General features: G+C 58.7%; 8 protein-coding genes. 6 read left to right on the top strand and 2 right to left on the bottom strand.

The window, feature by feature from the left end:
- The first annotated feature begins 125 nt into the window (after positions 1–125).
- The 4 genes from AABB87_RS14970 to AABB87_RS14985 all read left to right on the top strand — a co-directional run bounded on the left by AABB87_RS14970 (position 126) and on the right by AABB87_RS14985 (position 7066).
- Positions 126–1580, top strand: a complete 1455-nt coding sequence (locus tag AABB87_RS14970; protein ID WP_341971981.1) for a serine/threonine protein kinase — start codon at positions 126–128, stop codon at positions 1578–1580.
- 81 nt (positions 1581–1661) lie between these two features.
- Positions 1662–3725: an ATP-dependent helicase gene (locus tag AABB87_RS14975; protein ID WP_058721807.1), complete on the top strand. Its 2064-nt coding sequence runs from the start codon at positions 1662–1664 to the stop codon at positions 3723–3725.
- 432 nt (positions 3726–4157) lie between these two features.
- Entirely contained in the window at positions 4158–5846 is a 1689-nt protein-coding gene (locus tag AABB87_RS14980) for a hypothetical protein (RefSeq protein ID WP_341971982.1), read from the top strand.
- A gap of 329 nt (positions 5847–6175) precedes the next feature.
- Positions 6176–7066 carry a hypothetical protein gene (locus tag AABB87_RS14985; protein WP_341971983.1) on the top strand — a complete coding sequence of 297 codons (891 nt, stop codon included), beginning with the start codon at positions 6176–6178 and terminating at the stop codon, positions 7064–7066.
- Positions 7067–7290: 224 nt separating this feature from the next.
- Here the strand turns inward: AABB87_RS14985 and AABB87_RS14990 are convergent, their stop codons facing one another.
- Positions 7291–7422, bottom strand: coding sequence for a hypothetical protein (locus tag AABB87_RS14990; protein WP_341971984.1), 132 nt, complete (start codon positions 7420–7422; stop codon positions 7291–7293).
- A gap of 233 nt (positions 7423–7655) precedes the next feature.
- On the opposite strand from AABB87_RS14990, the gene AABB87_RS14995 reads away from it, so the two are divergent.
- Positions 7656–11582: a response regulator gene (locus AABB87_RS14995; RefSeq protein ID WP_341971985.1), complete on the top strand. Its 3927-nt coding sequence runs from the start codon at positions 7656–7658 to the stop codon at positions 11580–11582.
- Positions 11579–12580, top strand: coding sequence for a diguanylate cyclase (locus AABB87_RS15000; protein WP_341971986.1), 1002 nt, complete (start codon positions 11579–11581; stop codon positions 12578–12580). Before AABB87_RS14995 ends, AABB87_RS15000 begins: the two co-directional genes overlap by 4 nt.
- Positions 12581–12634: 54 nt before the next feature.
- On the opposite strand, the gene AABB87_RS15005 is transcribed toward AABB87_RS15000, so the two are convergent.
- Positions 12635–13471, bottom strand: a complete 837-nt coding sequence (locus AABB87_RS15005; protein ID WP_341971987.1) for a LytR/AlgR family response regulator transcription factor — start codon at positions 13469–13471, stop codon at positions 12635–12637.
- Between the last annotated feature and the right edge of the window lie 12 nt (positions 13472–13483).

The following is a 13483-nucleotide window of genomic DNA, read 5'->3' on the forward strand; positions in this document are numbered from 1 at the left end:
GGCTGAGGCGCTGCGCCGACGCGTCCCCCCTGGGTGAGTGGCGGCGGCCTGCTGGCTCCCCCAGATGCGGGGATGCAGTGCCCGGCTTGGCTATTCGAGCAACCTAACATCAGCGAAAACCCGTCATGCGCATGCCTGAACTCGCCCTGCCACCGCCTGCCGCGCCAGCTTTGCTGGGCGTTGGCGCGGCGCTGGGCGTGTGGCGGGTGCGTCAGGCCTTGGTGGCGGCGGCCGCATCGGCCGGCCCGGTGGCGCAATGGTACGAAGCCAGCCACGCCCTGGCCAAAGACAAACAAGCCACCGTGCTGCTGCTGCCGCGCAGTGAGCGCGCGATGGGCCTGATGCTGCGTTTTGGCGACTTAGCCGCCGACTTCGAGCAGCTCGGCCAGCCCATGATTGCCGTCCCCACCGACAGTGGTGTCACGCCGCAAGGCCAGCCTTATCTGGTGTTTGAACAGGTGCAGGGCGGCCAGCCGTTGCTGCAGGCGGCTGCCGCCATGCCGCTGCGCGCGCGCATCGAGTTGCTGCTGAGTTTTTGCGAAGCCTTGCGCGCTTTGCACACCCAGGGCTGGCTGTGGGCCGAAATCGACCCCGCCATGCTGTGGCTGGACCGCCGCCAGCAGCTCAAGCTGATGGCGCTGGGCCTGCTGCGCATGGCCGACCCGAGTGACCCTTTTGAGCATGTGATGGCGCTCAGCTCGGCCCCGGGCTATGCCAGCCCCGAGGTGGCCGCCGGCCATCCGCCCAGCTTGGCCAGCGAGGTATTTGGTGTCGGCCAATTGCTGGCCGCTTGCCTGGATGAGGCCAGCCTGGCCAGCTTGAGTCCCAAGGACCGTTTCAGCCTGGAGGCCTTGATCCGCAAAGCGCATGCCAAGCAGGTCGATTTCCGCTACGGCTGCGTCGAGGCCCTGGCCGATGATGTGCGCGCATGGCTGGCTGGAGATGGCCATTCCGCCCTGCGCTTCCAGCCCATGCCTTCGCAGCGGGCGCCGCAAGCCAAGGCCATGGTTACCGACGTTGCCGCAGCCAGCTGGGGCGGAGCCAAATCCAGACGCGGCCGCTCCCTTTGGCTGGCGGCCGGCGGCGTGGCTTTGAGCTTGACGCTGGCGGGCTGGCTGGGGCGTGAGGCCGTACCTTCGGCCTGGGCGCAGCGGCTGGCGGGTGGTGTGCGGCCAAGCCAGAGCTTGAATCCAAGCCAAGGCGCCAATGCCAAGCCCAGCTTGCTCATCGAGAGTAGCGGTGCCGCAAACACGGTCCCTGCCGACCCCAGCGCCACCACCGCTACGCCTGCGGCCACCAACTCCGTTCTGACGAACCAGCCCGAGCCCACCCCCGGGCTGGCCAATGCCGCGCCCAAGCCGCAGGCACCACCGCTACTGCGGCCGCGCACGACGCCTGCACCGGCCAGCAAACTGGCGCCGCTGCCGGCAAGCGACCCAGACGCCAAGCAAGCCGCCAACCAAGTTGCCAATACCGGCCAGCCCGACTTGCTGATGAGTGGCGCGGTCACCGAGGCCACGCCCGTGGCGCCGGGCAATGCCCAGGTCGAGCTGGCGCCGCCGGGCGGGCAGCGTCCCTGAGCGGGGCGATCTGAATCAAGCCCTTCGGTCCGCCAGCCGCCGCCCGGCTGGCTATGATTCGCGCCCCAGCCCGAGAAAGCCATGGCCGAAAACACCCTGAATCCTGCCCAATTGGCGGCCGTCCACCATCTGGACGGCCCTTGCCTGGTCATTGCCGGCGCCGGTTCTGGCAAAACCCGGGTCATCACGCAAAAGATTGCGCGTTTGTTGCAAGCCGGCTACCAGTCCAAGCAGATTGCCGCCATCACCTTCACCAACAAGGCCTCGCAGGAAATGCGCGAGCGCGCCAAGCACCTGATTGGCGCGCGGGCGGCCAAGGATCTGGTGATTTCCACCTTCCACAGCCTGGGCGTGCGCATCTTGCGGCAGGAGGGCACGCTGGTCGGCTTGAAGGAGCAGTTCTCCATCCTCGACAGCGACGATGTGCTGGGCTTGCTGCGCGATGCCGGCGGCACGGTGGACGCCAACCAAGCCAAATCCTGGCAGTGGACCATCTCGCTGTGGAAGAACCAGGGCCTCACGCCCAAGCAGGCGATGATGATCGCCAAGGACGATAACGAGCGCGCCGCTGCCGCCGTGATGGAGCGTTATCAAGAGCGCCTGGCCGCCTACCAGGCGGTGGACTTTGACGATTTGATCAGCCTGCCCCTGCGCCTGCTGGAGTCCAACCCCGAAGCACGCGGCCGCTGGCAAGACCAGCTGCGCTATGTGCTGGTGGACGAATACCAAGACACCAATGCCGTGCAGTACGACCTGCTCAAGCAGCTGGTGGGCAAGCGCGCCATGTTCACCGCCGTGGGTGATGACGACCAGAGCATTTACGGCTGGCGCGGCGCCACGATTGAAAACCTCAAGCGCCTGCCGGTGGACTTTCCCCAGCTCAAGGTGATTCCGCTGGAGCAGAACTACCGCTCCACCGGCGCCATTCTGCGGGCCGCCAACAACGTCATCGCCATCAACCCCAAGCTCTTCCAGAAAACGCTGTGGAGTGACTTCGGCGACGGCGACCCGGTCAAGCTGATCGAAGCCGATGGTGAGGAACATGAGGCCGAACGCGCCGTCAGTCTGATCCAGGCTTTGATGGCCGATGGCAAGGCCAAGGAATTCAAGCAGTTCGCCATCCTCTACCGCGCCAACCACCAGGCCCGCATCTTCGAGCAAGCCCTGCGCCGCGCCGAGATTCCCTACAAGGTCTCCGGCGGCCAAAGCTTCTTCGACAAGAGCGAGATCAAGGACTTGTGCGCCTGGCTGCGCCTGCTGGTCAATCAGGATGATGACCCGGCTTTCCTGCGCGCCATCACCACGCCCAAGCGCGGCATCGGCCACCAGACCCTGGGCGCGTTGAGCCAGTTCTCTGGGCGCTGGAAATGCAGCATGTTCGAGTCGCTATTCGCCGAAAGCCTGGCGACCGTGATGACCACGCGGGCCTTGGGCTCCCTGCACGAGTTCGGCCGCTACATCACCGACCTCGAATTCAAGGCCAAGACCACCAGCGGCAATAAAGAGGCCAAGGCCTTGCTGCTGGAATGGCTCAAAGACATCGGCTACGAGCAACACCTCTACGACAACGAAGAGAACGAGAAGGTGGCCGCCGCCCGTTGGAACAATGTGCTGGACTTCGTCGACTGGGTGGCCAAGCGCTGCGGCGGCGAAATCACCCAAGACAGCGGCAGCCAGTTTGAAAGCGAAAAGCAGACCGTGCTGCAGGTGGCGCAAACCATCAGCGTGATTCTGTCCATGGCCGAGCGCGGCGATGAGCAAGACCAAGTCACCCTGACCACCTTGCACGCCTCCAAGGGCTTGGAGTGGCCCCATGTCTTCCTGGCCAGCGTCAACGAAGGCCTGCTGCCCTTCAAGGCCGACGACGAAGAGATGACCGCCCAGCGCCTGGAAGAAGAGCGCCGGCTGATGTATGTGGGCATCACCCGCGCCCGCACCACCTTGGCCGTCAGCACCTTGCGGCGGCGCAAAAAGAGCCGCGAATTGGTGATGGGCATCCCCAGCCGCTTCATCACCGAGATGCGCTTGAACGAGAACGAGGTCAAGGAAGACCCACGCGAAAAGCTCAAGCGCCTGCGCGAGACCTTTGCCGCCAAGGGCGCGGCTTCGACCGCGGCACAGGCGGCGGAAGGCAAGAAGGCTTGAGTCGGGTTTTGGGTTGCTGTTACTGCTGATGTTTTTTGCGGATCAATGGCTTGCTCGGGAAAGCTGGTGCTTAGAGCCGGAGCTTGCCGAGCCCCCTATCGGTGCGACCGGCGGGGCACGGCTGTGCATCTCGAATGCACAAAGTCGATTTGGTGTGGGTTGATACCGAGCAGTCTATGGGGGAAATCCGCTCAAAATATGGGTTAGGCTTTCCCTGTAGCTTTCTAGTGCAGCTGCTTACATGACTAATGCTCCGCAAGGCCCAGCCGTAGGCTGTATGCGCCCAGTCGGCTCAAATTTTTTGGCGTGACAGGGCGCGACGTCAGGCGTCATTGCGGCTCCATATAGTTAATCGGGCGCCTTAAACAGATGTCTAAATGTGCAGAGGGCAAGAGTGCTCAACCCGCCTGCAGACAACTCAGGGAACATCAAATGTCGATAGTTATCGGTCCTCTGCCCAATACAAACTACCTCAAGTCCGCCATTGGAAGAATCTACGGTGATGACGATGACTTTATTGTTCTTGGACTTACTGGTCGGACCGGCAGTGGTTGCAGCACTTCAGCAAAAATCCTTCAGTCGAACATGGCTGAAATCCGACACAGCCTTTTCTCCGGAGAGAAGCCGGACACTAACGAGCAAAGAAAGGAGCGAATCCTTCTTCGGCACTTCAAGGCAACATGGACACCGTTCCTGCTAATTCAAGTTCGATCTCTCATCACGACCTTCCTCCTAGATAGAGAGATTTCAGCGGCTATAGAGGAGTTTCAAGAGTTGCTCCCCACGCCTGAAAAAACGGCTGAATTTGCCGGGCTTCTTGAGGAGCTCCGTGGGCCTTATCAAGATATTCTGAATAGAACGGGATGCGTTGACGCCACTCAGTACTATACAAAAACCCTGCCAACTAAATGTGACGAGTTGCGCGCGACTCTAGGGGAGAGTAGTTTCGTGAGGTTGTATCAAGTAATCGGAAAGAATATTCGTCTTTCAGGTGATCCTTATGACTCGACTCTAATAGAGGGGAAGTTTTTTACGTTGGCGGAACGAGTTAATTCAGTTATTGAACATATTCATGAGGAGAGACGGGCACGGAAGGAGCGTACTTTTATAGTTGTTGACGCCATCCGAAATCCGCTTGAAGCGCTCTTCTTTCAGGATCGCTACTCTTCATTCTATTTGGTGGCAGTTTCAGCTCCTGAATTTGACCGGCAGGCTCGGCTGAGGGCGCAGAGATACTCCGAGGTCGATATTGCGTCAATTGATACGGTCGAATACACACCGCATGATCTTGATAAAACGGAATTTTACTCTGTGCAGGACATTCAGGCTTGTTTGCAGCGCGCGGATTTGTACATTAGTAATCCGAATGTGACGTCAAAGGTAAACGAGTTTCAGGATTTGGCTAATCAGTTGCTGCGGTTTGTCTCATTGATAAGAAGGCCGGGAATTGTCACGCCGTCCGCACTTGAGCGCTGCATGCAGATTGCCTATACAGCAAAGCTCAACTCGGGTTGCATCTCACGACAAGTCGGCGCGGTCGTAACAGACGTGAACTTCTCCGTGCGATCCATTGGTTGGAATGATGCGCCGCACGGACAAGTACCCTGCAATCTACGTAATAGGGATGACCTCCTTACAGGATCAGATTCATCTGCATACAGCGAGTACGAAAGAACTGATGAAAAGTACCTCGGACATTTCACTGCTAGTAGTAAGCGTTTCGCTATCGTTCCGGAGGACGGAAGAAACAACGCTTTTTGCTTTAAGTCGGAGTACAACGCGTTCAGAAACGAAAAGAATCAGGTTCACACGCGATCGTTGCACGCGGAAGAGAACGCCTTCCTACAGATATCTAAGTATGGTCTGTCATCCATTGAGGGTGGTCTACTTTTTACGACAGCAAGCCCTTGCGAATTGTGTGCGAAGAAGGCGTATCAGCTAGGAATTACCAAGATCTTCTATATTGATCCATATCCAGGTATCGCGATTGGTCATATTCTCCAGGGCGGATCGAAGAATCCTGCACTGACACTATTTCCGGGTGCTATTGGCCGTGCATTTCACAAACTCTATTCACCAATAGTGGCTTACAAAGATGAACTGAACGCTCTCACAACCTAGTTGCGCAATGACGCTTGCGCCTTTTTTGAGGGGGCTGAGTCTTCGCCGCCTGGCTCGAAACATCGAGTCGGGTTGCAAATTTTAAGGCAATGGAGGTCGCCAATTGTTTGGTGCTGCATAGGGGAATTGTATTTAAGTTCTGGTCGGGACTCCCGTTAACCTGATACTTGGTCATAATTCCTCGTTCATCGCAGAAGTAGAATAACTCGTTGCATCTGCAGTGGAGTCTGAGGTTTGTTGAAGTGCTGGTTATGGGGGGTGATGGTTTTCTGTCACTGGCGTCAAGTTTTCATCGAGCGGATTTTCCAATCATTTGCCGGAGAGTGAAATTGAAAAATGAGACTGACTTCATTGTAAATTTTTACTTGCCCATACTTGCGTCGGTAATCATTTTTTTCGTAACACTACTTGCGCCGAAGTTCTTGGCGGGAATCAAGCAGCCTACTATTGAGACTGAGATCAGGCTCGGTATTGTTGGCTTCAAAATTCCATTATCGCTTTGGGTTAAAAACATCGCGTTAACAAAAGCATTTTGCTATGTACTCTCCATAGCCCTGCTAATCTACGCATTCAGTATCGATTTTTCAAGATACTTTCCAGCCTTGTTGAAAATGGATGTCTACTACGACGTGAATGGGATCGAACGTACGCTTGGTAGACTTGACTCTCAGGATCGTGCTCAGCTCGATATTGACAAAAACTGGCACTCAGGTGTCGAAGAGTACGATCGTGATGTTGTTGTAAATATTCAGAGTTTATGGACCAAGCAAGGCTTGCCTAACTATTGGCCGGAAAACGTGCCTCCAAGACCGTATTTTAGTGGCTCTGGCCAAGCTACTTTTGTAGTGGAGCGCACTGCTTTTCTTACATATAAGATTGTTGAGAGCATAGGTAAATTAACTTACTCCACCACTAGTCCGCGCAATGAGGTTAAGACGTTTTCTGGCGCCTCAAAGCTAAAGCCGACCGCAGCATCATATATTCGGCCAACGATAGGTCAGTTATTGGCTAAGCAATCCGTCTTGATAATGCCTGAGTTTATGCAAATTTTTGGTGCGGGATCGGTTCATGATGGTATGGCGAATGGTGAGTATGATCATGCGTTAATTGCTGCAACCAAGATTTCGCTACTGCCAATGCCAAGTGTTGGCGACACAGTTTTCTTATGGAGAAGTAAAACTGGAAAATGGGTTCCAATTGCCTATGCAATCTATCGGTAACTTATGCGGTGCAGCAACTCTTTTTGAGGACTGTGCTCAGTGGACTCTCCCGCATTGCATACCCTCGAATAGCGGCGGTTGACTTAGAGCTTCTCATTGACGCCTTTGACGGCCACCATTCGGCGGCCGCGAACGCCTAGGGTGGCGCTGTTGATGCCGCGGGCGATGACCAGGGGGAGCGGTGGATCTGCCTGAACAGGGCAGGCTCCAACTAATCCACTTGCTCATTGATCGGTTTGCGTGCGGATCTGGGCTTCGATACTTGCGGTTTCCACGTGGTTGGACTTTTCGCCGCCGATGAAGAACAGCAGGTCCTCAACCGGAATCGTCTGGAATCCGGCCCCCCCAGTGGCCATGCTGTATGACGCCAATTGGGTTATCAAAACTGTCCTCGACACTGGCATGTCCCCGAGCCGTTGGCCAACTCAAGGTGCGGGCCTGCCCAAGCTTGCGTGCTTTCGCATCAAAGAGCCTGCGTCACGCTTGGCGTTGCCGGTTTCCAAAAACCAGCGCTCCGTCAAGATTTGGCGTTTGTTCCGCTCCCTCGCGTCAATAATGGGACGATATCGGGACTGAGCTTTGGATCACTATGGTTGCTGCACTGCTAGCTAAGGACGAGCCTGCGCGCATCAAGGCTTTGGTGGGGCTGGACGTCCTTGATACGGGGCCGGAGGCGGAGTTTGATGCGCTGGTGCAGGCCGCGGCGGCTGTTTGCGAGGTGCCGATTTCGCTGGTCAGCTTGGTCGATGTGGACCGCCAATGGTTCAAGGCCAATGTGGGCTTGCCTGGCGCAGAGCAAACGCCGCGTGACATTGCGTTCTGCGCGCACGCCATCCTGGAAGACGATCTGTTTGAGATCGACAACGCGACGGATGACCCCAGGTTTGCAAGCAACCCCTTGGTCACCACCGATCCCAATATTCGCTTTTACTGCGGCGCCAACCTGACACTGAGCAGCGGTGAAAAGGTCGGAACCCTGTGCGTGATTGATCGCAAGCCCAGACACCTCAATGATCACCAGCGCACCATTCTGAAACTGCTCGCCAAGGCCGCCGCCGCCGCGCTGGAGCGCCGCCGCGATGCCCTTGCCTTTTATAAGACCGAGGCCAAGTTTCGAGCTTTGAGCGATGCTGCGCCGCTGGGCATCTTTAGCGCCAATGCCGCTGGCGAGTGCATCTACACCAATGCGCGCTGGCAGCAAATTCATGGTCTGACGCTGGCGCAAAGCCTGGGCTCCGGCTACAGCCAGACCCTGCACCCTGATGATCGCGATCACATGCTGGAGGAGTTGCGCCGGACCTTGCGGGCGCGTCAAGATTTTCAGCAGGTCTACAGAGTTGTTCCGGCACCGGGCGTGGTTCGCAATGTGCGCGCCTGGTCTAAGGCCGTGCTTGGCCAGGATGATGAATTGCTTGGTTTCGTGGGCTCGGTCGAGGACATCACCGACGCCGTTGCCGCCGAGCAGACCCTGAACGACGAGCGCCAGTTTCTGGCTTCGGTGATCGAGAGCACTGGCGCGGGAATCTGGGAGTGGAATGTCCAGACCGGGGCGCTGAAGCTGAACGCGAAGTGGGCGAGCATGCTGGGTTACACCTTGGCGGAACTGGCGCCCACCGATGTCACGACCTGGCAGCGGCTTTGCCACGATGAGGATTTGCTTAAAGCAAGGAACGCCTTGACGGCGCACTTTGAAGGCAGAAGTGCCTACTACGACGTCGAGCTGAGAATGCGGCACCGCGCGGGCCACTGGGTCTGGGTTCAGGCGCGTGGCAGCCTGAAGTCAAGGCTTGCGGGCGGCGAGCCCGAGTGGATGTTCGGCACCCACCTCGATATTTCGGATCGCAAGCAGGCACAGGCCGGGCTGATCGAGCGCGACCGGTTTATGCGCATCCTCGTCGATGTGCTGCCTGGCCTGGTGGCGTATTGGGATGCGAGTTTGCATTGCCGGTTTTCGAGTAGTGGCTACCAGGAGTGGTTTGGCAGAACGCATCAGCAGATGAGCGGCATTTCGATGGTCGAATTGTTGGGGCCAGATTTGTTTGCCAAGAACGCCCCGTATATCCAGGCGGTGCTGCGTGGTGAGGCCCAGCAATTCGAGGGGACCTTGACGAAAGCCGATGGGTCGACGGGCTACACCTGGACTCACTATGTGCCCGACATGGATGGCGGGGCATTGCGAGGATTTTTCGTGCTGGTGTCAGACATCAGCGAAGTCAAGCAGGCTCAGGTCACGCTGCAAGGCTTGAACGAAGAGCTTGAGCTCAGAACGCGTCAGGCGGAGTCTGCCAGTGCGGCCAAGGGCCAGTTCCTCGCCAATATGAGTCACGAGCTGCGCACGCCGATGAGCGCTGTCTTAGGCATGCTTCAGTTGATGCGGCGTACCGACCTGACGCCGCGCCAGTTCGACTATGTCGAGAAGTCGCAGTTGGCCGCCAAGTCGCTGTTATCGATACTGAATGACATCCTCGACTTCTCGAAGATTGACGCTGGCAAGATGACGCTGGATCCGCAGCCCTTCAGCTTGAGCCAGTTGCTCGACGATCTTGCGGTGATCGTGTCGGCCAGCATCGGCGAAAAGAACATCGAAGTCTTGTTCAAGATCTGCGCCCAGATGCCCAATGACTTGATCGGAGATGCCCAGCGCCTCAAGCAGATCCTGATCAATCTGGCCGGCAATGCGATCAAGTTCACCAGCCAGGGTGAGGTCGTGATTGCCGTCGATTCGATTGCCAAGGATGAACATCGTGTCAGGGCCAAGTTTTCGGTGCAGGACTCCGGCATTGGCATTCCGGCGGACAAGCTGCAAACCATTTTCGAAGGCTTTTCGCAGGCCGAGGCCTCAACCACCCGACGATTCGGCGGCACGGGGCTGGGTCTTGCGATCAGCCAGCGTTTCGTGGACTTGATGGGCGGCGTTCTGACCGTGCAGAGCGAGCTGGGCAAGGGCAGTTGTTTCGGCTTTGACGTCATGTTTGATCGAACTGCGGCGGTCGATGAAGCGCGCCCCAGCGCGCCTTCACCACAGCCCTTGCGGGTGCTGGCCATCGACGACAACGCGCTGTCGCGCGAGCTGCTTTCCACCTACGGGCGAACGTTCGGTTGGCAAATGCATTTGGCTGATAGCGGCCCGCTGGGCCTGCGCCAAGTGGCCGATGCTGCTGCGAACAATCACCCCTTCGATGTGGTGCTGGTGGACTGGCGCATGCCGGAGATGGACGGGTTGGAGGTGTGCGAGCGGATTCGACATCTTGCCCAGGACAAGCCGCCGGTGCTGATCATGGTGACCGCGCATGAGCGCGAGGTGTTGGCGAAGAAGTCTGAAGTGTCCAGCGATTGCTTGGACGGCTTTCTGATCAAGCCGGTGACCCCCTCGATGCTTTTGGAGGCTGTCACCGAAGCCCGCGCCAGAGTGAAATCGACTGGAGAAGTGGCCACCCGCTCCAGCCATGTGAGCGCCATGCAGCTCCAGGGTTTGCACATCTTGTTGGTGGAAGACAGTCCTCTTAATCAGCAGGTGGCCACGGAGTTGTTGATTGACGAAGGTGCCAAAGTCTCGCTGGCGGTGGATGGTCAGGCCGCTGTTGATGCGGTGAGGGCGGCAAAGCCGCCGTTTGACCTGGTGTTGATGGATGTGCAGATGCCGAAGATGGACGGCTATGAGGCCACCCGCCTGATCCGCCGCGAGCTTGGGTTGACGGCGCTGCCCATCATCGCCATGACGGCCAATGCCCTGCCTGCCGACCGCCAAGCCTGTGTCGATGCCGGCATGAATGAGCACATCGGCAAGCCGATGGATTTCGCCGAATTGATCGAGGTCGTCAGGCACCATGTCAAGCGTTCGAACCCGCTGACCATCGACAGTGCAGCGCGGCCATCCCGGGACGAAACCGCCGCCGCTGGACCGACCGTACTGGATATGCCGCTGGCGCTCTACCGCTACGGCGGCCGCGAGGCGCTATTGCAGCGCAGCATCCGCCACCTGATCGCTTCGCTGGCCTCTTTGCCGCAACAACTGCGCGAAGAAGGCAGTCGGGACTGCAGCGCGGCAATCCGGCTCTTGCACACCATCAAAGGCAATGCAGGCATGACCGGCGCGGTGTTGCTGGCGGAGGTGGCAAGCAAAGCCGAGGAGCGAGTTCAAGCACAAGCCGTCAGCGCAACTGGCTTGGCTCGACCCTTCATTGACGATCTGCTGCGCAGTTTGGAGCTTGTGGTGCAGCAGACGGTCGACGCCCTTGAGGCCTACTTGGCGCAACACGCACCGCTGCAGGATCAGGCCGTAGCCGCGCCCACTTCGCTTACAACGGCGAGCGAAGATTTGCCGCAGCGACTTGAGGAGCTGCTTGCACTCTTGCATGATGGAAATATGCGCGCAAGCGAAGCGTTTGAGGCCCTGCGATCAGACTTGGGTAAGGTGTTCAGCGCAGACTTGGCGGGGCTTGACGCGGCCATGGCCAAGCTCGACTTTCAGCAGGCGGCCAAGCTCTTGCAACAACTTAGGAAAGCATCATTGTGAAATCAGGGTTCGTGGACTTGCCGGACGACGTTGAGGAGAACCCGCTGCCGCCATCACGTCGCTCATCGATCTTGATCGTGGATGATCAGGCGACGGTGCTGCAGTCGCTCTATCAGCTCTTCAAGGTCAGCTACGAGGTGTACGTCGCCACGAATGGCGCGCAGGCGCTGAGCATGGTGAAAATGAACCCGCCGGACCTCATCCTGCTCGATATGGTGATGCCCGGTATGAGCGGCATGGAGGTCTGCACGCAGTTGAAGGGCGACCCGGAGACGCAGAACATTCCGATCATTTTCCTGACCGCCAGTTCCAGCGTCGATGATGAAGCCCTGGGCCTGGATGCCGGTGCGGCCGATTTCATTTCCAAACCCTTCAATCCGAGAATCGTGCTGGTCCGGGTCAACACCCAGTTGCGGCTCAAAACCAAGTCCGATCTTTTGCGGCGGATTGCCAGAACAGATGCCTTGACCGGCCTGAGCAATCGGCGCCATTTCAACAGCACCCTGCTCAAGGAATGGCGTCGTTGCGCACGCAGCGCGCTGCCGCTGTCCTTGGTCTTCATCGACGTGGACTTCTTCAAGCGCTTCAACGACATCTATGGCCACCCGATGGGCGACTACTGCTTGTCCTCGGTGGCTACGGCCATGAAATCGCGCATCTGGCGGCCTGCTGATTTGTTAGCCCGTTATGGCGGCGAGGAGTTTGTGTGTCTTCTGCCGGAAACCCCGCTGGAGGGCGCGATCCATAAGGCCCAAGAACTCGAAGCCTCGGTGCGGTCCCTGGCGATTCCTCATGAGGGCTCGAGTGTGGCCCCCGTGGTCACCATCAGCTTGGGCGCTGCGGCGGCCCAGCCTGCCCAAGGTGATGAGCCCGGCCATTTGATCGATGCCGCGGACCGAATGCTTTATGAAGCGAAGGCGGGCGGGCGCGGGCAGGTCAGGTTTGTGCAAGTCGATGGCGATGCGCCGGCTTCAGCGGGCAGCGCTTCGCCTGATTGAGCCCCGCAGCGGGCGGCCACTCAGCCTCACGGCCGAGGCCGGCCTCGGTCCTTCTTACATACCCTTGAACAACTGCGTGTAGCTGCGGCTGACTTCCAGCTTTTCCGTCACGCCTTTGACGCCCACCATCTGGCGGCCGCGGAAGTCGCGGGTGATGCCGTCGATGGCGCGGGCGTTGACCAGGGTGGAGCGGTGGATCTGCCAGAACAGGGCGGGGTCCAGCTCATCGACCAGCTCTTTGATCGGCTTGCGGATCAGGGCTTCAACGCGGGCGGTTTGCACCCGGGTGTATTTCTCGTCGCTGATGAAGAAGAGCACGTCTTCCACCGGAATCATCTGAATCGCCTGGCCCACCGTGGCCTGGATCCATTGCAGGTATTTGGGTGCGCCGCCGGGGTTGAGCTGGGATGAGAGCTTGTGCAGCAGCTGCTGCAGCGGCGCGCTGGCCCGGGCGGCGGAAGACTCATCGGCAGCTTCGCCATCGGCCTGCTTGAGCGCCAGGCGCTTCTTGATCCGATCCACCGTCACCAGCAGGCGCTCACGCTCGGCTGGTTTGAGCACATAGTCGGCCACGCCTTGCTCAAAGGCCTCGACGGCGTACTGGTCGTAAGCGGTGATGAAGACGATCTCGGGCACCAGCCAATCATCATCCTCGGGCAGCTGGGCGATTTGGCGGGCGGCGTCCACGCCGGTGAGGCCGGGCATGCGGATGTCCAGAAACACCAGCTCGGGGCGATGTTGGCGCACCAACTCCACCGCCTCGATGCCGTTCTTGGCCTCGGCCACGATCTCCAACTCGGGCCAGACTTCCATCAGCCGGCTGCGCAGTTGCTCGCGCATCAGGCGCTCGTCGTCGGCAAGAATGGCGCGTACGGATTTGCTTTGATTCATGGTGCGGGGATG

It is taken from the genome of Roseateles sp. PN1, from assembly GCF_038419725.1.
Classification (GTDB): domain Bacteria; phylum Pseudomonadota; class Gammaproteobacteria; order Burkholderiales; family Burkholderiaceae_C; genus Paucibacter_A.